Below are 18154 nucleotides of genomic sequence, written 5' to 3'. Positions count from 1 at the left end.
CTTGTGGGCCGCGCGGGACTGAAAGGCGGGACGTACGGGGTCGCGGAGGACGGGTCGGGTGGCCGTTCTCCGGGGGCGGTGCGGCCCGGTCGGGTCAGGTGGCTCCCGACGGCAGCGCGCGCCGGGCCGCGGTGACGAGGGGCGGCGGTGCGCCGCCGGGACGGCCGGACCGGTGCAGCGCGTGGGCGCGGAACAGCGGGTTCATGCGGAGGGCGCCGGGCTGGTCCTCCTCGATGAGCCCGGTGTCGAGGAGCCGTTCGAGCACTTCCTCGGCGTCCGTCTCGGGGACGGAGAGGGCCCCGGCCGCGTCCGGCGCGGTGATCCGCCCGTCGAGGCGGGCCAGCCGCAGGTGCGCGTCGGCGAGCGGGGCGGGCAGCCGGCGCAGGGCCCCGTCGAGGGCGAGCGGCACGGACATCCTCGGGTCGTCGGGCAGCGCGAGCCGGGCGGGCAGGTCGCGCAGCAGCCACGCGGAATGGTCGGCCAGGCGCATCCTCGGCCGGGTGAGCAGCCGGGCCGCGACGATCCGCAGGGCCAGCGGCACGTGTCCGCAGGCCTCGGTGAGGGCGTGCGCGGCGGCGGTCTCGGCCGCCACCCGCTCCTGGCCCAGGACGGCGGTCAGGAGCGCGCGGGACTCCCGTGGCGACAGGGCGCCGAGCTGGACCACCGCGGGCCCGTGCGTGGCGACCAGGGCGGCCAGGCCCATGCGGCTGGTGACGACGACGGCGCCGCAGCCGGTTGCGTTCAGGAACCGCCGTACCTGGTCCGGGTGCACGACGTCGTCGAGCACCGCCAGGGACGAGCCGGGGGAGGCCCCGGAGGGGAGGAGCGCCCGCAGCTCCGCGGCGGCCTCGTCGGAGGCGCGGGGCGCGCCGTCGGGCCCGCTCATCGGCAGCAGCACGGCGCCCGCCGGGTAGCGGTCGGCCACCAGGTGCGCCGCGTGCAGGGCGAGTGCGGTCTTGCCCATGCCGGGGCCGCCCGAGACCACCGCGAGCACCGGGGCGGAGCCGCCCCGCGCGCCCTCGCCGAGGTGGTTCACCAGGGCGGCGGTCTCGCGGGTGCGGCCGGTGAAGCCGGGGACGTGGGGCAGACGAGGCCTCGCGGTCTCCCGGCCGTCGGAGGAGGAGACGGGGGGAGGGGAGGGGCGGGAGGGCGACGCGGACGCGGGCGACGCGGGCAGGGGTAGTGCGGATGCGGGTGGTGTGGACAGGAGCGACGCGGTGGCCGGAAGGCGTCCCCGGGGTTCGTCGCCACGCAGAATGGCCAGTTCCAGTTCTTGCAGTTCCGTGCCCGGGTCGACGCCGAGTTCGTCCCGGAGGTGCGCCCTGATCCTCCGGTACTCGGCCAGGGCCTCGTTCTGCCGTCCCACCCGGTAGAGCGCCCGCATGAGCTGGGCGGCGAGCCCCTCGTGCTGGGGGCGGACCCGGGTGGCCTCCCACAGGTCGACCAGGACGTCGCGACATCGGCCCCGGGCGAGCTGGATCTCGCAGACGCGCTCCAGGACGCGTAACCGCTCCTCGACCAGCCGGGGCACCTCGTCGCGGTGCAGGAGCTCCGAGGGGACGTTGGTGAGGAGCGGCCCCCGCCACAGGTCGAGGGCCTGCCGCAGCAGGGGGAGTTCGGCCTCTCCCGCCTCCTCGGCCTCGGCGGTCAGACGGCGGAAGTGCAGCAGGTCCAGGCTGTCGCCGTCGGCGGGGAGGAGGTAGCCGCCGGCGACCGCGACCACCGCACGGTCCTCGATGTCGTACTTGGCGAAGAGGCGGCGCAGCCGCAGGACGCAGCTCTGGAGGGCCGCCTTCGCCGTCGCCGGCTGCTCCTCGCCCCAGACGGCCTGCCGGAGGCGGGAGACCGGGACCACCTCGCCGGGGCGGACCAGGAGCGCCGCGAGGAGCGACGTCGGTTTGGCGGGTGGAAGGACCACCACGTCACGCCCGTCGGTGATGCTGAGCGGACCGAGCAACTGGAAACGCACCGAGTTCCCTCCGTTGACGGTTGAACCCCTGCCGGGCCTGCGTGCCACGGCGCCTCCGGGACGCGTGACCCACGGCCGCAGGCAGGGCGGAGCGCCTGTGGAGCCGTCTTCACGCGTGGTTCGGCCGTGTGGCAGTGGTGAGTGTCTACCTGCGTAGATCGCACGGTCAAGGGGGGCCGTGAAATGCCGGAGGAGCACGCGGGGAGGAGGCAGCGGGGCGCGGGCGGACAGCGCCACTGGTGGAGGCTTGATCGCTCCCCGGTGGTCCAACTCGCTTGGCCCGTAAGCGACTTGACATCCGCGTGGCGTTTCCCGGGCGTTGCCGCGGTGTTCACGCGGGCCGGGCGGGGGCGCGGCGGCACGCGGAACGCCCGGCCGGCGCGCGCCTCCTCGCGGAGACGTGCGCGGACCGGGCGCCGGGGCTCCGACGGACGTCAGGCGGAGCAGGAGGTGGTGCTGCAGGTGGAGCTGGAGGTCGAGGTGGAGCTGGTGCTGGTGCAGCCGGCCAGCACGACCTCGCTGGCGTCCGAGTAGTCCGAGATCTCGAACGTCTCGGCCTCCAGTTCGAGGATCTCGTCCGCGAGGGTGCTCAGGTCCTTGTTCATGGTGCCTCCCGGTGAGTCAGGGCGGATCGCCGCGGCCGGTGACCTCGTGGGTACCGGCACGGAACCATTCCACCGCCCTCCGCTCACCGCCGGCACACTTTCCGCCGACGGCCCGCTGTCACATCGCTGGCACCTCACTGGCACCCGGCGCGGGGCCGCCGCCGTCGTCCCTCTCCGGAGCCCCCGGAGGAGCGGCCTCCGCGCCGACGGCGGCGGGCCCGTCGAGGTCATGCGGGCGGCATCAGATCGCCCTCGCTGATGGTGTACGTCAACGGCGGGTAGACGAAGTCCACTTCCCTGTTCTCGCGGCGCCGCAACCCGTAGAACTCCTGCCTCTGCTCGTCGTCGGCCACCGTGAGGCGCGCGCCCTGCGGGAGGTGCGCATGTCCGCCGTGGAACCGGACGGAGGTCTTCGAGGTACGGAACGTCACGCCCAGCCATTCGTTGTCCGCCGCCCGCCCGGGCGCGTCCAGCACGATCTTGTGCCTGAGCCGCCGGTTCGTCCCGACGGAGAACGCGACGATTCCGTTGTGGACGAGGGGGATCTCGAACTTCTCGGCACCGGGCTCCTTGGACCCGAAGACCAGTTTTCTCGGCTGGCCCGCCCCGGGATCCCGATAACAGGAGAAGACGGCGATGAACGACTCGTCGGCCAGGTCGAGGGCCTGGTCGGAATGGCTGCCCATGGTCGTGCAGGCGTTGGTGTAGATCTCGACCAGGGCGTTGTCGAAGCCGACCGGAAGCCCCGCGCCCTCCCGGACCCTCCGCGCGAGTCGTTCGTGCACCGCCCGGAAACGCCACGCCGGACCGCCGTACCGCGTGGTGGTGCGTACGAGAGGCACCCCGCCCGCCTCGTCGACCCTGGTGAGCACGGTGCCGCGCCGGCCCTTTCCCAGGTCCTCCAGGCGGACCGACGCGGACAGCTCCGCGAAGAGGCCGGCCTCGGGCGGCAGGACGCACGAGACGATCTCGTCGGGAATCCTAGATCCGGGGGGCAAGGTAGTCCCCCGAGTTCATGCTGAAGAGGAATGCGTCGCCGTAATCGACGAAGGACGACGACTCGTTCTCCTCGGCGTACAGCCTGCGCAGCTCGTTCGTGCCGTCCTCGGTGGGCGGCTCCAGCTCCACCGGACCACCGGCCGTTCCGAGGAACGTGCGGCCGTCCTTGTGGACGGCTTCCGTGCTCGAACAGCGCACCACGTATCCCAGGCGGGTCGGGAGCAGCGCGGCGTCCAGCGCCGAGGGCCGGATCTCGTGCGTGTACAGGCGGTTGGTGGACAGCGGCACGAAGAGCACGGACCCGGGATGGAGGGTCAGGGCGAACTGCCGGAGAAGCGTGCCCCCGTCGAACTCCTCGGCCGACTCCTTGAGGCGGAAGTGGAGCCTGGTCAGCGCGCTGACACCCTTCACGCCGTGGTCGAAACCGTCCTCGGCCAGGGGCCGCAGGCCGTCGAGCCGGTCGTAGAAGGTGCAGAAGGCCATGACGCCGTTGACGGGCATGTCCTTGGTCTTGTCGGCGTGGGACGAGATCTTGGCCTTGGACTGCTTGCGCCCGGCCGTGGCACCGGTGTTGTGGTAGGTCTGGGCGAGGACGTGGTTGAGCGGTGCCTGGCCCCGGAAGACGGCGGCGGCCTCGCGGTTCAGCTCCCCGACGATGTGCGTGTCGGTCGGGCGGAAGTTCTCGGTCGGCCCCGAGAGGTTCGTGGAGCACCGCAGCAGGTTGAAACGCAGTGCGTCACCGTCTCGCGTGACGGGCGTCAGGTAGATTCCGCTGCGGTGGGCCGTTCCGGGCTTGGTGGACTCGGTCAGGGACTGGAACGCGTGCTCCGCGCGGATCCGTCCGAAGTGATCGGCGTCGAGTCCGAAGAAGCGGGGGTAGTACACGCCGACGCCGTGCACGCGGCGCGGAACCCGGCCGGGGCCGACGGGTGTCCACGGAGCGTCGTCGCCTTCGCGGTGGCCGTGCGACGGCTCCCGGACAACGAAGACCCGCTCGGCGGCCTTCAGCGGGCCGTGGCCGATTCCGGATGTGTCGCCGCACAGGTAGACGGTCTTCCGCGCGAGGTCGAGCGCGCCGGAGGCGAGCTCCTCCGGTGTGACGACGGATCCGAAGAAGTCCCGGATCGGCTCGTCGTCCCGCGACGCCGGAGGTGCGACCAGGATGTTGTCCGCATCCTCGATGCGGGCTTCTGCCGGTTCTGTCGCCGGTTCTGACGTCGGCCTTGTCGTCGGCTCTGTCGGGCGCATCAGAAGGTGCCTTCCGTTCGCGGATTTCGACGGTTCCCCACCACCGTGGGTACGGCAACGGTCCGTCTGCTTTTGTCCACCCCGCGCGGGGTGGACAAAAGCAGACGGACCGTGGGACCCCGATGCTCTCACGGGGTTTCGACAGCGGGCAACGGCGTTCTGCCGCACGGGCGGACGGTGCGCGGGCGAGCCGGTCCGCGCGGGCGTGCTGCTCCGCCGGTCAGTCGCGCGAGTTGCCGAACAGCAGGCGGTACGCGACCAGGAGGACGAACGACCCGGCGATGGCGGCGCCCCAGGTGGCGAGGTCGAAGAACTGGTTCTCTATCGGCCGGTCGAGGAACCGGGCGGAGAGCCAGCCGCCGAGGAAGGCGCCGGCGATGCCGATGAGGGTGGTGCCGATGAGGCCGCCCGGGTCGCGGCCGGGCAGGAGGATCTTGGCGATGGCTCCGGCCAGGAGCCCGAGGACGATCCAGCTGATGATGCCCATGGGGTGGAGGCTGCCTTCCGTACGGCGTCGGGGGAGGGTGCCCGGCGGGGAGCCGGCTCAGGCGCGGGGCGCGTCGGGACCGGAGGGTCCCGCCGGGGGACGGGTGGTGTCGCCCGGGGCGGGGTGGACGGTCCCCGTGATCACGGTCGGCCCCTCGACCGTGGGCGGCGGCGTCGACCCGGCCTTCATCGCGGCGGCCTCGCTCTTGAGGATCCGGGCCGACTTGCCCATGGAACGGGCGAGGTCGGGGAGCTTCTTGGCGCCGAGGAGCAGGATGACGACGATGAGCAGAATGGCTATTTCGCTGATGCCGAACATGGTGTCCGTGTCCTCTTCGGTGGGGCGGGGGTGAGCGGGAGGGAGGGGGACCGGCGGGACGAAGACGGGGGGGGAGGGGGAGGCGGAAACGGGGGTCAGACGTTCACGCCGAAGTCGGCCGCGATGCCGGCCAGACCGGAGGCGTAGCCCTGCCCCACCGCGCGGAACTTCCACTCGGCGCCGTGCCGGTAGAGCTCGCCGAAGACCATGGCCGTCTCGGTGGCCGCGTCCTCGGAGAGGTCGTAGCGGGCGAGTTCGACGCCGTCGGCCTGGTTCACGACCCGGATGAAGGCGTTGCGGACCTGGCCGAAACTCTGGCCCCGGTTCGCCGCGTCGTGGATGGAGACGGGGAAGACGATCCGCTGGACGTCGGAGGGGACGGCGGACAGGCCGACCTTGACGCTCTCGTCGTCGCCGTCGCCCTCGCCGGTGAGGTTGTCACCGGTGTGCTCGACCGAACCGTCCGGGCTGGTCAGGTTGTTGTAGAAGACGAAGTGCCGGTCGGAGAGGACCTTGCCCGCCTCGTTCAGGAGCAGTGCGCTGGCGTCCAGGTCGTAGTCGGCGCCGGTGGTCGTCCGCACGTCCCAGCCCAGACCGACCACGACCGCGGTCAGCCCCGGGGCCTCCTTGCTCAGCGAGACGTTGCCGCCCTTGGCCAGACTCACACCCATGCCGCATCCCTTCGTACGGGACCGGGCCGGGCCCGGCCCCGGATCATCGAGTACCAGTGTCAAGAAATCTACAGCAGTGTAGAAAATTACGGTATGTGCCCGTCCGGTGGACCGCGCGGGCCGGTGCCGCCGGCCGGCCCCGGCGGGAAGGGACCCGCGACCGGACGCGGTCGCGAGCCCCTGCGGCAGCCGTGGGCGAGCACCCCTCGTCGCCCTGCGTCAGCGGTGGAGGGGCTGCCTTCCGTAGCCCTGCGGCAGCGGTCGGGGGGCTACCCCTCGTCGCCCTGGGCCTCGTCCTCGCCCTCGTCGTCGCCCTCGAAGAAGTCGCCCACCTCGTCGACCACTTCGGCGGCCACCATGCCGCCGACCACGCCGACGGCGAGCCCGGCCGCACCGGCCGCGACCGCGGTGCCCACGCCGGACCCCGAGCCGTGCCCGCCCCCGCCCCCGTGACCGTGTCCGTGTCCGTAACCGTGGTCGTGATCGGCGTACGAGCCCTGGGGGGCGTACGAGGCGCGGTGGTCGACGAGGCCGTCCATCCACTCCTCGACCCGGGCGTTCCAGTCGACCTGCTCGACGCCGTGGTGGCTCACGGTGAAGCGGGTGAGCACGTCGTGCCCCTCGGAGAAGAGGCCGCCGCGCTTGTCGGCCTCCAGGACGACCTCGAGGCCCGCGGGCCCGGCCAGGAACGTCAGCTCGACCTCGTTCACCCGGTGCGCGTACTTCGGGGCCGGGGAGAGCTCGATCTCCTGGTAGAACGGCAGCTGCTGTCCGGTGCCGTTGACGCGGCCCAGCTCCAGGTCGGCCGACTTGAAGCCGAAGCCCAGCCCGCCGAAGGCCTCCAGGATCGCCTCCTGGACGGGCAGGGGGCGGACCGCGAGCGGGTCCAGGTCGCCCTTGTCCCGCGCGCCGGCGATTCCGAGCTCGGTGCGCACCCCCAGGACGATGCCCAGGCCCTGCCCGTACAGCTCGGTGATCGGCGTCTCCCACGGCAGCGGGAAGGAGAAGGGCACGCTGCGCCGCTCGCCCTCCGCGAGGCGGAACTCCCCGCCGACGACCTGCCGGTGGAAGACCACCGTCCCCTCCGACTCCCCGTCGTCGTGCTCGGCCTCCACGCGGGCCACGAGCTCCAGGGTGATGTGCTCGACGGTGAAGTCGGCGCCGCCCCCCTGGAGGTGGACCTGTCCGCCGAGGACGCCGCCCGGCGCCACCGCGCCCGGATCGAGCACGGTGTCCACCGAGGGGCCCCCTACGCCGAGCGAGCCGAGCAGACGCTTGAACACCATCGGGCGTTCACTCCTTCATGTCCCGTGTGCGGCGCAGCCCTTGGAGCTGCGACACTCTCTCATCTACATGTGTGTAGAAGCATAGGGGGTGGGCCGGGGTGGAACAGGAGCGGACGACGACGGGAGGCGCGGAGGTCCCCGGTGGGCCGCCGAAGGAGATCCTGGAGGAAACGGCGGCGGCCTTCGCCCTCCTGGCCTCGCCGGTGCGCCTGCGCATCCTCTGGACCCTGTCCCGGGGCGAGAGCGACGTCGCCCGGATCGCGGACCGGGTGGGCGGCGCCCTGTCCACGGTCAGCCAGCACCTGTCCGCGCTCGGACGGTCCGGCCTGGTGGGCTCGCGCCGCGACGGCCGGCGGCACGTCTACTTCGTCGACGACCCCGGAGTCATCGCCGTGGTGCGGGACATGACCGACCTGCTGGCCACCCGCACCGCGACGCGCCCCCCGCCCGCCCCGCCGACCGGCCCCCGTCACCGGGACCCCGGACCTCCTTGACCTCCGACCTCCTCGACTTGGGCCCCCTGGCCCCGGACCTCCCCGACCCCGGCCACGGCGCGACCGGTCAACCCGGCCACCCCGTCTCGGTGTAGAGGCGGCCGGTCCCGACGCCCTCGATCGCCGCACGGGCGTACGGGACGAGGGCGTCGGGAAGGTCCTCGGGGTCCCACCACCGCCAGGCCGCGCACTTGTCGGGCTCGCGCAGCTCCGGAACGCCCTTCCAGCGGTCGGCCCGGAAGAACAACTGGACGCGCGGCGGAACGCCGGGCCGGTGCAGCAGGTGCACGACGTGCACGAGGCCGAGGTCGGCAGGGTCGACCACGAGCCCGGCCTCCTCGTACGCCTCACGGGCGAGGCACGCGGTCGCCGACTCCGCCTCGCAGTGCCCGGCGAGGAAGTGCCACAGGCTCCCCGCGTACGCCGAGTCCGGGTGGCGCAGACCGAGCAGCACCTTCCCGTCGCGCTCCAGCCAGAGGTGCACCCCGACGATCTGCGGCACGCTCCCGGACGGAAAGAGGGGTGACGGCACGGGCCGGGCCTCCCCGGACCGGCCGCCGTCCGGGTCCGAGGCGCCCAGTTTGGCCCGCAGGCCGGGCGAGGTCACCCCGTCGAAGGGCAGCCGGCACGTCCCCTCGCCCTCCCCGGCCTGCGGGGCGGGCTCCGGGGCGTCGTCGGCGAGGCGGAAGGCGAAGCGGAAGTCGTAGTGCCGGAGCGCCGGTTCCCCCTTGGCGGGAGCGGGAGCGCGAGCGATGTCGTGGACGTCGACGTCGATCGGTACGGCTTCGAAACCGGGCGCCGGCGAGAAGAAGGAGGCGGGGATCCCCACCTCCTCCACGGCCCTCCGCAGGGCAGCGGCCGGCAGGCTCTCGTCGGAGTCCTCGACGTGGCCGCCCGGAGCGAGCGGCAGCCCGGTCGCCCGGTGGCGGACGTGCAGGACCCGTCGGTCGCGGTCGATCACGACCGCGCTGCACGTGACGTGTCCGAGGAGGGCGGTACGGCCCGCCGGACCGCCGTCCGTGCCGAGCGCGGTCAACAGCGGCTCCAGCGCACCGCGTTCGCCGGGATGCCGGGCCAGGTAGGCGGTCAGGAGGTCACCGATGTGGGAAGGGGAGGGCGGCATGTCAGAACCTCTCGGAACGCGGGGACTGGGGACGGGCGGGGCACGGGGGCGGTCCGTGCCCCGCACGCCGACTCTTCCCCACCCCCGCCGGATTTCGCGCGCACGGAGCGGAGACCGAGCTCGAGCCGGGCGCCGTTGCGGGCTCCCCGCCCGTGGTCGTAAGCGAGTCCGCCGCCTAAGAGGAGTTGCTCCGAGGCCGAGGTGCGGTCGGTCGCGGTCGCCCCGGCGGCGCTGTCGTCGTGGCTCATGCCGTCCTCCTCGCCCCCGGACGCGCCCCCGGACGCGCCCCCGGACGCGTCACGCGGGCGGCTTCGGCGGCGCGGCGGCCGCACGGCAGGGCGGGCGGGGGGCGGACGGGAGCGGGAGTCGGAGCGGGTCGTACGGGACGGAAAGCGAACGCGGGACGCGAGCGGACGGCTCCCGTGCGGATCGCCACCCGCGCCCCCCTCTCCTCATGGAGGGCGACCCCCGGTCTCCCTTCCGGCCCGAGCGGCGTCCCCGGCCCTCTTCTCCGAGGCGATCCGCCCAACGGCCTTCCCGAAGGAGCCCGTTGTCCTCGCGACGGGAGGGAAGCGACGATTCGTGCGGGCGATTTGGGGCGACTTGCCCCTTCACTTTTTAAGAAACCTTGTTGAGAAAGTCATAGCCCTGTGAAGGCCCGTTGATTTGCACTCGTCAATCGGTCAGGGTTTCGAGCGAGCCGCCGGAGAGTTTCCTTCCGGGGGCCCAACCCCCCACAAATCCTGACGAGGAGAGCCTTTTTTCATGGCAACTCACCAGCGCGTCCGCAAGTTCAGGATCGTCGCCGTCGCGACCGCGATCGCCGCGGCGGCCGGAGTGACCGTCGCCACCGGCCCGTTCGCCGGTGCGGCCCCCGCCCCCGCCGAAGGAACCGTCTACGGCCTCGGCGCGGAGAACGCCGTGGCGGGCAGCTACGTCGTGCTGCTCGACGAGACCACCGACAAGGCCGGCAAGACCGAGCTGGCGAAGGAGTACGGCGGCACGCTGCGCCGCAGCTACGACTCCCGCGTCAACGGATTCTCCGTCAACGACCTCACCGAGACGGAGGCCAAGCGCCTCGCCGCCGACCCGGCCGTCGCGAAGGTGGTCCAGAACCGCACCTTCACCATCAACGAGACCCAGGCCAACCCGCCCTCCTGGGGGCTGGACCGGGTCGACCAGGCGGACACCGCGGGCGACCAGAAGTACACCTACCCGGACGCCGCGGGCGAGGGCGTCACCGCGTACGTCATCGACACCGGCGTCCGCGTCAGCCACGGCGACTTCGGCGGTCGCGCCACCGACGGCTTCGACGCCGTCGACAACGACGACACCGCCCAGGACGGCAACGGCCACGGCACCCACGTCGCCGGCACCATCGCCGGAACCGCCCACGGCGTCGCCAAGAAGGCGAAGATCGTGGCCGTCCGCGTCCTCGACGACAACGGCTCCGGCACCACCGAGCAGGTCATCGCCGGCATCGACTGGGTCACCGAGAACCACCAGGGCCCGTCCGTCGCCAACATGAGCCTCGGCGGCAGCGCCGACCCGGCCCTCGACGAAGCCGTCAAGAAGGCCATAGCCTCCGGCGTCACCTTCGGCGTCGCCGCCGGCAACGAGTCCTCCGACGCCGGCCAGGGCTCCCCGTCCCGCGTGCCCGAGGCGATCACCGTCGCCTCCTCCACCAAGGACGACCAGCAGTCCAGCTTCTCCAACTTCGGTTCGGTCGTGGACATCTACGCCCCCGGCTCGGACATCACCTCCGCCTGGAACGACAGCGACACCGGCACCAAGACCATCTCCGGCACGTCCATGGCCACCCCGCACGTCGTCGGCGCCGCCGCCGTCTACCTCGGCGGCCACCCCGACGCCACCCCGGCCCAGGTCGCCGAGGCGCTCGTCGGCGGCGCGACCGCCGACAAGATCGGCAACGCCTCTCCCGGCACCGCCAACAAGCTCCTGAAGATCGTGGAGTAACCGCACCCGCCCGACGACGGCCCGCCGCACCCTCCTCGACGAGGGTGCGGCGGGCCGTTCGGTCGCGACGGGGCTCCTCAGCGCCCGCGCCGCCCCCGGCCGGCGGTCTCGTAGGCGTCCTCGCCCTCCTCCTCGCCCCCTTCGCCGTCCTCGTCCTCCTCGTCGTACTCCTCACCGGGCTCGGCGCCCTCGTCCTCGTCCTCGTACTCCTCCTCGTCCTCTTCCCCGGGCCCGTACTCCCCGTCCTCCTCGTACTCGTCCGGGGGTTCCCCCGCTCCCTCCTCCTCGTCGAACCCGTCCGCCTCCGCCTCCTGATCCTCTTCCCGCCCCTCTTCCTCCTCCTGCTGCTCCTCCTCCACGGCCTCCTCGTGCGTGCGGACCACCTCGCCGTCGCGGATCTCGCCGCGCCACCCCTCCGGCTCGTCGTCGGTGAGGGTCACGTGGCGGCGGAAGTGCTTCAGGTCGAGGCGGAGCCGGCGCCCCTGCGCGCGCCAGACGTTGCCCGTCTTCTCGAAGAAGCCGGAGGGGTAGTACTCGACGGTGACCAGGATCCGGGTGAGCGACGGGGCCAGTTCGTGGAAGCTGACGCAGCCCCGGGTCGACCCCTTGGCGCCGTCCGAGGTCCAGATGATGTGGTCGTCCGGCACCTGTTCCTGGACGGTCGCCTTCCAACTGCGGGTGGAGGGGCCCACCTTGACCTTCCAGTCGCTGGTGGTCTCGTCGCCCTGGGAGACGTTGCGCACGCCCTTCGTGAAGCCGCTGAAGTCCTCGTACTGGGCCCAGTGGTCGTACACCCTGCGGAGCGGAGCGCCCACGTCGACCGTCTCGACGATGCTGGTGATCTTCTGGGTCCCGCTCTTGCGCTTGCCCTTCCCCTTGCCGCCGAACAGGTTCGAGGCGGCGTCGGTGACCTTGTCCTTCATTCCGCCGAGCGAGTGGCCCACCACCGCCTTGACGGGGGAGTCCCCCTGGAGCAGGCGCCCGCCGATGTCCGCGATGCTGCCGCCGTTGTCGGCCACGTCCTGGAGCCGGCCGGTGACGTCGCCGAGCTTGTCCGTGGCCTTCTCGGCCAGTTGGCCCGCCTGGGCGGAGAGGTAGTCGCCGAGCTCGCCGAACAGCCGGTCCATCCCGGATTCCGACTCCTTGGCGGAGGTGCGGTTCTCGGATGCCATGGCCTACCTCCGCGCCGACGGCTTGCGCGCGGCCGTCTTCTTCGCGGCGGTCTTCTTCGCCGCCGGCTTGCGTGCCGCGGTCTTCTTGGCCGCGCTCTTCCCGGACGAGGCCTTCCCGGCCGTCGTCCCGCGCGCCGCCGTCTTCTTAGCGGGGGCGCTCTTCTTCGCCGGAGCGGCCTTCTTCGCGGGGGCGCTCTTCCCGGCGGGGGAGGTCTTCTTCGCCGGAGCGGTCTTCCTGGCAGCGGGCTTCGAGGCCGTCTTCTTCGCGGCGGTCCTCCTCGCCGCCGTCTTCTCGGCCGGCGCGCCCTTCCCGGCGGACGCCGAGGTGCCGCGCGTCCGGGACGACGGGCGTGAGGACCGGCGCGGCCGTGGCTCCTCCGGTTCGTCCTCCTCGGGCCCGGCCTCCTCCTCGTCCTCCTCCGGCTCCTCGTCCTCTTCGGGTTCCTCCTCGTCCTCTTCCTCCTCCCAGGCGTCCTCCTCGTCGTACTCGGGCTCCGACTCGTCGTCCTCGTAGTCCTCCCGGTCCTCGTCCTCGTAGCGCCCTTCCTCCTCCTCGTCCTCGCCGCCACCGCTGCCGATCGCGAGCGTCCGCTCGTGGAGCGAGTCGGCGAGGTCGGCGAGCTTGCGGTCGGCCGCCGCCCTGAGCGCCCGGCGGCCCGCGTTCAGGGTCTCGCCCTTCAGCTGGTCGCCCATCTCCGCGACCTGGGGTATCTCCTTGAGCCTGCTCAGGCCCTCCGCCGCGAGCTGCCGGGGTTCGAGGCCGAAGCGTCGCCCCGCCAGGTAGGTCGCCGCGGTGAACGCGAGGCGCCCCTTCTTCGTCCGTCCCAGTACGTAGCCCCCGGCCACCGCGGCCGCCAGGGCGATCTTGGACGTGTCATCCATGGCCTCTGTCCCTTCACCGGGCGTCCGCGGCCTCGCCGTCACCTCGTACGGAGCCCTCCGTACCGGGCCGTGCCCCCACGCGTACGTCGTGCGGCGCGTACGCCGTGGAGAACGCCCCGTTCGGGCGGTGAGCGACGTGCCTGCTCTCCCGGGCGTGACATTTACCCCTATAAGATGAAATTCTAGCTACAACTGGCCGTACGTCTTCCGGAAGTGCCACATGGCTTCAGCAGACTCGGACCGCCCCCGGCGGGCCGCCCCGCGCGGCGACGACGAACGGCGGGAGCGGCCCCCCGCCCGACGCAGGCCCGCACCGCGCCGGGCGAAGGCCGTCGACGCCGGATCGGCGATGAGTTCGGCCGCCGAGCAACTGGCGAAGCTGCTCGGCAGACCGCCCGAATCCGTCTCCTCCCTCAAGCCCACCGACTCGGGGTGGGAGGCGCAGGTGGAGGTGGTCGAGCTGGAGCGCATCCCTGACACGACCAGCGTCCTGGCCAGTTACAAGGTCTCACTCGACGAGGAAGGCGCGTTGATCTCCTTCGAACGCACCCGCCGCTACAACCGCGGGATGATCGATCGGCCGTTCTGAGAACGGTTCGGCCGTGAAGGGAGGCACCATGACGATGGTGCCGCAGGGCGGCGGCAGCGCCGCCGGCAGGGGCGGAGGCTCCTCGGGCACTCTCTACGACGTCCTGGAGCTCATACTGGACCGGGGCCTGGTGATCGATGTCTTCGTCCGCGTCTCGCTGGTGGGGATCGAGATCCTCAAGATCGACGCCCGGATCGTGGTGGCCAGCGTGGACACCTATCTGCGCTTCGCCGAGGCCTGCAACAGGCTCGACCTCGAATCCGGCCGCAAGGCTCCGGCGCAGCTCCCCGAGGTCGTCGGGGGCATGATGGAGGGCGGGGCCCACGGCAAGTCCAAGGGAGCGCTCAGCGGAGCGGTCGACGCCGTCACCGAGTCCCTGACCGGCAGGTCCCGCGACGACGAGGAGCCGGACGAGGAAGAGGCGGAGGAGGAGCCCGCTCCCCGGCGCCGGCGGCCTCCCGCCCGACGCGCGGCGCGCCGGGAGAAGGAGTGACCGATGGCCCTCTACGTCTACGCGATCACGGGGCGGGACCACCCCCTCGCCGTCACGGACATGACCGGAGTCGGCGCGGAACCGTCCCCGGTGCGCGCCCTCGCGTGCGGGCCGCTGTACGCCGTGGTCAGCGACGTCTCGGAGGAGATCCGGCCCAAGCGGCGCGACCTGCTGATCCACCAGGAGGTGCAGGAGCGCCTCATGGCGGGCGGTCCCGTCCTGCCCCTCCAGTTCGGTTACACCGCCGCCGACGAGGCGACGGTCGAGCAGGCGCTCGGCAAGGACGCCGACGGCTACCTCGCCAACCTGGAGCGGCTCGACGGTCACGCCGAGTACCACGTGAGGGCCTCCCGGAACGAGGAGGAGCTGCTGCGGCAGATCCTGCGGGAGAGCCCCGGGGCGCGGGAGCTCAACGAGCGGATCCGCGCCGGGGACCCGGACCCCCAGCTCCCGCTCGCCCTGGGCAGGACGGTCGCCGCGCAGGTGGAGGAGCGGCAGGACGCGCTCGCGGCCGGACTGACCGACGCGCTCGTCCCGTACGCCGGGGACCACAGCGTCCGGCAGGCGTCCGGCGACGACTTCCTCAACCTCTCGCTGCTGGTCTCCGACGACCGGAAGGAGGAGTTCCTCTCGGCGTGGTCGGGTCTGGTCCGGCAGCTCGGGGAGGGGGTGGATCTCCGGCTGAGCGGCCCCCTGCCGCCGTACAGCTTCGTCCGGTAGCGGGAAGGAGGGCGGACGGCAGGAGACGGACGAGGAAGGAGGAAGCGGAGGATGGGACTGCTGACACAGCTGCTCACGCTCCCCGTGGCCCCGGTGCGCGGCGCCGTCTGGATCGCACAGCGGGTCGTGGAGGAGGCCGAGGAGGAGTACTACGACCCGGCCCCCGTCTGGCGGGAGCTCAGGGAGCTGGAGGGCCGGCTCGTACGGGGCGAGATCGACCAGGAGACCTTCGACCGCCACGAGGACGGGCTGCTCGACCGGCTGGACGAGATCGACGCCCACCGGCGGGGCGCGCGATGACCCGGAAGCGAGGCCGCCGTGTCTGATCCCCTGCCCGACCGGTTCGGGTCCGCCCCCTCCCGGGCGGCGCCGTCGCCGTACGGACCGAGCTCCTCCGCCAACCTCGCGGACATCCTGGAGCGGGTCCTCGACAAGGGCATCGTCATCGCCGGGGACATCCGCATCAACCTGCTCGACATCGAACTGCTGACGATCAAACTGCGGATCGTGGTCGCCTCCGTGGACAAGGCGAAGGAGATGGGGATCGACTGGTGGGAGCACGACCCCTCGCTCTCCTCGAAGCACACCGGCGGCCCGCTGGCGGAGGAGAACCGCAGGCTCCGCGCGGAGCTGGAGGAACTGCGGCGCGAGAGGCCGGGAGCGGGAGAGCCGCTGGACGCGGAGGCCGTGGAGACCGTCGGGGAGGCCGAGGCCCACGACGAGGCGGAGCCGGACGACGGGACGGCCCCCGGTCGTGGAACGGGAGCGCGGAAGCCGCGGAAGCGCAGGACATGAACGGCCGCCAGGACCTCACCTACGTGTACGCCGCGGCTCCGGACACGCCGGAGGTGCGCGCGTCGCTCGCGGGCGTCCGGGGAGTGTCGGGAGCTCCGGTGTCCCTCCTGCCCCTCCGGACGGACTCCCGGCCGACGGCCTTCTCCACGACGGCCTCCCTCTCACCGGCTTCCCCCTCGACGGGTCCCCCCTCGGCAGGCTCCTTCCCGGTGGGCTCCCCGCCGGCGGACCCGCTCCCGACGACCGACCCGGCCCCCGGCCCCGACCCGGCCCCCGTCGCGTTCGTCGTCAGCCGGGTCGCGTCGGACGAGTTCGACGAGCGGACGCTGAAGGCCCGCTTCGAGGACCTGGAGTGGCTGGAGGGCGTCGCCCGCGCCCACCACGAGGTCGTGCAGACCGTCGCCCGCCACGACACGGTCCTCCCGCTGCGCCTGGCGACCGTCTACCAGAACGACGAGCGCGCCCGGGGCGCCCTCGCCGCCCAGCAGCACGTCTTCGCCGAACGGATCGGCCTCCTCCGCGACCGGAGCGAGTTCGGCGTCAAGCTGTACCTCGGCCCCACCGGCTCTTCGGAGCCCCGCGAGGACGCCGCCGACGCCTCCCTCGGTCCCGGCAAGGCCTATCTGCGAAGCCGCCGGGCCCAGCACAGCGCCCAGGAGGTCCGCTACCGGCACGCCCAGGAGGCCGCCGACCGCGTCGAGGCCCTGGCCGCCCGGTTCAGCACGCACCGCGTGCGCCACCCCGCCCAGCGCGGCGCCCTGGCGGGTCCGGAGGAGAACGTCCTCAACGACGCCTACCTCGTCCCGTACGACCGCGGCGAAGAGTTCCGGACGGCGCTCACCGCCGCGGTGGAGGGCCTCGACGGCGTACGCGTCGAGGTGACCGGCCCGTGGGCCCCGTACTCCTTCGCCACCCCGTCACCGCCCCCCGCGCCCGGAGCCTCCGGGGAGGGGACGGCGCCATGACGGTCTCCCGGCCCACCGAGTCGCTGCCCGGTCGGCAGGTCGCCCTGGTCGACCTCCTCGACAGGCTGCTCAGCGGGGGAGTGGTCCTCTCCGGCGACGTCGTCCTGTCGATCGCGGACATCGACCTCGTCCGCATCTCCCTCCGCGCCCTGATCGTGTCCGTCGACTCGGCGGCGGACCCCCTGACACCGCTGGACCGGGGGCCGGAGTGAACGACGGGGCGGCCCCGGCACCGGGGGAGCCGAGACCTCTTCCCGGGAGGCCCCCTCCCGAACGGCCCCCGGGAACGGCCCCGCCCCTGGACCGGGCGGGCACCGCCCTGAACGACGCCTTCCGCCTCCTCCGGGCCCCGCCCGCCCCGACCGACGAACCCCCGCGTCCCGCCCGCAGGCTCCGGACCGACCACGAATCGGTGGAGGAGGACCTGCTCAAACTCGTCCTCACGGTCGTGGAACTCCTGCGCCAGCTCATCGAGCGACAGGCACTGCGGCGCGTCGACGCGGGCGACCTCACCGACGCACAGGAGGAGGAGCTGGGCGCCACCCTGATGGCCCTGCACGACGCCCTGTCCGACCTCTGCGCCGAACACGGCTACACGCTCCAGGACCTCAACCTCGACCTCGGCCCGCTCGGCCCCCTGCTGCCGCGGTCGGACTGAGCGCCGCGGCTCGGGACCGCGCCGTCAGGAGGAGCGGGAGGAGACGGTGAGGCCCGCCAGGTCGAGGGCCCTGGCCACGGCGGGCGGGTCGAGCGGCGGGTCGTCGTGGCGGGCGGGCCGCAACCGTTCGAGGAGGAGTTCCGGCCGCAGCCGGTGCGCCTCGGCGTCCGCCAGGAGATCCGCCGCGTCCGCCCCGCCGCCGTCCGGGGCGCGGAGGCGGTCCGACAGCTCTCCCAGCACCTGTTCCCGGTCGACGAAGCCGCTCATGCCGCAGTCCAGGCCGTCGTCCCGGAGGTCGTCGGGGTACGGCGCGCGGGCCCAGGCCCCGTCCTCGTACCAGTAGACGCAGCCCAGCTCGTACCCCTCGATCCGGTCGCGCAGCTCGTCGTACGGGAGCCAGTCCGGTCCGCCGGCCAGCATGTCGATCGGCGTCCCGTGCCACTTCACCCCGCTCGACTCGTCCTCGCCGTAGAGCACGAAGCGGCCCTCGCCCCTCCGGGACATGGTCCACCAGGTGCAGCCGGAGTCGTCGTGGTGGAGTCCCTCGGCGTCGACCCGAAGACCGGCGCGGTGGCCGCTCGCGCGCCCCTCCTCCGCGGTGGTCGCCCCGATCGCCGCGAGCAGCGCCCACCGGCCCCACAGCTCCCCGCCCGGCGGAAGGTCCTCCGGAAGTCCCGGTCGGTGGATGGTCATGCGTGCCCCC

General features: G+C 72.8%; 22 protein-coding genes. 10 read left to right on the top strand and 12 right to left on the bottom strand.

Annotated elements, in window-relative coordinates; all coding sequences use genetic code 11:
* Window positions 1–94: 94 nt before the first annotated feature.
* The 8 genes from ACIQKA_RS19745 to ACIQKA_RS19710 all read right to left on the bottom strand — a co-directional run bounded on the left by ACIQKA_RS19745 (window position 95) and on the right by ACIQKA_RS19710 (window position 7583).
* Window positions 95–1969, bottom strand: coding sequence for a BTAD domain-containing putative transcriptional regulator (locus ACIQKA_RS19745; RefSeq protein ID WP_402541721.1), 1875 nt, complete (start codon window positions 1967–1969; stop codon window positions 95–97).
* A gap of 434 nt (window positions 1970–2403) precedes the next feature.
* Window positions 2404–2574: a thiazolylpeptide-type bacteriocin gene (locus tag ACIQKA_RS19740; RefSeq protein ID WP_031128743.1), complete on the bottom strand. Its 171-nt coding sequence runs from the start codon at window positions 2572–2574 to the stop codon at window positions 2404–2406.
* 227 nt (window positions 2575–2801) lie between these two features.
* Complete coding sequence (locus tag ACIQKA_RS19735) at window positions 2802–3572, bottom strand: hypothetical protein (RefSeq protein ID WP_383158027.1); 771 nt, start codon at window positions 3570–3572, stop codon at window positions 2802–2804.
* Window positions 3556–4821, bottom strand: a complete 1266-nt coding sequence (locus ACIQKA_RS19730; RefSeq protein WP_402541718.1) for a hypothetical protein — start codon at window positions 4819–4821, stop codon at window positions 3556–3558. The genes ACIQKA_RS19735 and ACIQKA_RS19730 overlap by 17 nt, the downstream gene beginning before the upstream one ends.
* A 220-nt stretch (window positions 4822–5041) precedes the next feature.
* Complete coding sequence (locus ACIQKA_RS19725; RefSeq protein WP_376247318.1) at window positions 5042–5308, bottom strand: GlsB/YeaQ/YmgE family stress response membrane protein; 267 nt, start codon at window positions 5306–5308, stop codon at window positions 5042–5044.
* Window positions 5309–5365: 57 nt separating this feature from the next.
* Window positions 5366–5626 (bottom strand): twin-arginine translocase TatA/TatE family subunit, encoded by a 261-nt coding sequence (locus ACIQKA_RS19720; protein WP_383443654.1) that lies wholly within the window; start codon window positions 5624–5626, stop codon window positions 5366–5368.
* Window positions 5627–5721: 95 nt separating this feature from the next.
* Entirely contained in the window at window positions 5722–6297 is a 576-nt protein-coding gene (locus ACIQKA_RS19715; RefSeq protein WP_383158944.1) for a TerD family protein, read from the bottom strand.
* 269 nt (window positions 6298–6566) lie between these two features.
* A complete protein-coding gene (locus ACIQKA_RS19710; RefSeq protein ID WP_402541715.1) occupies window positions 6567–7583 on the bottom strand; it encodes a sporulation protein in 1017 nt (338 codons plus the stop codon).
* A gap of 98 nt (window positions 7584–7681) precedes the next feature.
* Between ACIQKA_RS19710 and ACIQKA_RS19705 the strand changes: the two genes are divergently transcribed.
* Window positions 7682–8077, top strand: a complete 396-nt coding sequence (locus ACIQKA_RS19705; protein ID WP_391094956.1) for a metalloregulator ArsR/SmtB family transcription factor — start codon at window positions 7682–7684, stop codon at window positions 8075–8077.
* Between the two features lie 67 nt (window positions 8078–8144).
* On the opposite strand, the gene ACIQKA_RS19700 is transcribed toward ACIQKA_RS19705, so the two are convergent.
* Window positions 8145–9200, bottom strand: a complete 1056-nt coding sequence (locus ACIQKA_RS19700; RefSeq protein WP_402541713.1) for an NUDIX domain-containing protein — start codon at window positions 9198–9200, stop codon at window positions 8145–8147.
* 765 nt (window positions 9201–9965) lie between these two features.
* On the opposite strand from ACIQKA_RS19700, the gene ACIQKA_RS19695 reads away from it, so the two are divergent.
* Complete coding sequence (locus ACIQKA_RS19695) at window positions 9966–11177, top strand: S8 family serine peptidase (RefSeq protein ID WP_383158954.1); 1212 nt, start codon at window positions 9966–9968, stop codon at window positions 11175–11177.
* A 77-nt stretch (window positions 11178–11254) separates the two neighbouring features.
* On the opposite strand, the gene ACIQKA_RS19690 is transcribed toward ACIQKA_RS19695, so the two are convergent.
* Both ACIQKA_RS19690 and ACIQKA_RS19685 read right to left on the bottom strand, forming a co-directional pair.
* Window positions 11255–12349 (bottom strand): SRPBCC family protein, encoded by a 1095-nt coding sequence (locus tag ACIQKA_RS19690; protein ID WP_402541711.1) that lies wholly within the window; start codon window positions 12347–12349, stop codon window positions 11255–11257.
* A 3-nt stretch (window positions 12350–12352) separates the two neighbouring features.
* Entirely contained in the window at window positions 12353–13231 is an 879-nt protein-coding gene (locus ACIQKA_RS19685) for a histone protein (RefSeq protein WP_391094951.1), read from the bottom strand.
* Window positions 13232–13451: 220 nt separating this feature from the next.
* Here ACIQKA_RS19685 and ACIQKA_RS19680 point away from each other — a divergent pair, with 220 nt between their 5' ends.
* The 8 genes from ACIQKA_RS19680 to ACIQKA_RS19645 all read left to right on the top strand — a co-directional run bounded on the left by ACIQKA_RS19680 (window position 13452) and on the right by ACIQKA_RS19645 (window position 17451).
* Entirely contained in the window at window positions 13452–13820 is a 369-nt protein-coding gene (locus tag ACIQKA_RS19680; protein WP_383158960.1) for a gas vesicle protein, read from the top strand.
* A gap of 28 nt (window positions 13821–13848) precedes the next feature.
* Complete coding sequence (locus ACIQKA_RS19675) at window positions 13849–14313, top strand: gas vesicle structural protein GvpA (protein WP_383158962.1); 465 nt, start codon at window positions 13849–13851, stop codon at window positions 14311–14313.
* 3 nt (window positions 14314–14316) lie between these two features.
* The gene (locus tag ACIQKA_RS19670) at window positions 14317–15033 is read left to right on the top strand and encodes a GvpL/GvpF family gas vesicle protein (RefSeq protein WP_383432986.1); all 717 of its coding nucleotides are present in this window, start codon (window positions 14317–14319) and stop codon (window positions 15031–15033) included.
* A gap of 51 nt (window positions 15034–15084) precedes the next feature.
* Window positions 15085–15333 carry a gas vesicle protein GvpG gene (locus ACIQKA_RS19665; RefSeq protein WP_383158966.1) on the top strand — a complete coding sequence of 83 codons (249 nt, stop codon included), beginning with the start codon at window positions 15085–15087 and terminating at the stop codon, window positions 15331–15333.
* Between the two features lie 18 nt (window positions 15334–15351).
* Window positions 15352–15828, top strand: a complete 477-nt coding sequence (gvpJ, locus tag ACIQKA_RS19660; RefSeq protein WP_383432984.1) for a gas vesicle protein GvpJ — start codon at window positions 15352–15354, stop codon at window positions 15826–15828.
* Window positions 15825–16793: a GvpL/GvpF family gas vesicle protein gene (locus ACIQKA_RS19655; protein ID WP_391094949.1), complete on the top strand. Its 969-nt coding sequence runs from the start codon at window positions 15825–15827 to the stop codon at window positions 16791–16793. The genes gvpJ and ACIQKA_RS19655 overlap by 4 nt, the downstream gene beginning before the upstream one ends.
* The gene (locus ACIQKA_RS19650; RefSeq protein WP_383158973.1) at window positions 16790–17005 is read left to right on the top strand and encodes a gas vesicle protein; all 216 of its coding nucleotides are present in this window, start codon (window positions 16790–16792) and stop codon (window positions 17003–17005) included. The genes ACIQKA_RS19655 and ACIQKA_RS19650 overlap by 4 nt, the downstream gene beginning before the upstream one ends.
* A gap of 86 nt (window positions 17006–17091) precedes the next feature.
* Window positions 17092–17451 carry a gas vesicle protein GvpK gene (locus tag ACIQKA_RS19645; RefSeq protein WP_391095051.1) on the top strand — a complete coding sequence of 120 codons (360 nt, stop codon included), beginning with the start codon at window positions 17092–17094 and terminating at the stop codon, window positions 17449–17451.
* Between the two features lie 24 nt (window positions 17452–17475).
* Here the strand turns inward: ACIQKA_RS19645 and ACIQKA_RS19640 are convergent, their stop codons facing one another.
* Window positions 17476–18144: a hypothetical protein gene (locus tag ACIQKA_RS19640; protein ID WP_391094948.1), complete on the bottom strand. Its 669-nt coding sequence runs from the start codon at window positions 18142–18144 to the stop codon at window positions 17476–17478.
* Window positions 18145–18154: the final 10 nt, after the last annotated feature.

This window comes from Streptomyces sp. NPDC092045 (assembly GCF_044756005.1).
Classification (GTDB): Bacteria; Actinomycetota; Actinomycetes; order Streptomycetales; family Streptomycetaceae; genus Streptomyces.
This window is presented reverse-complemented; position numbering and strand designations above follow the sequence as displayed.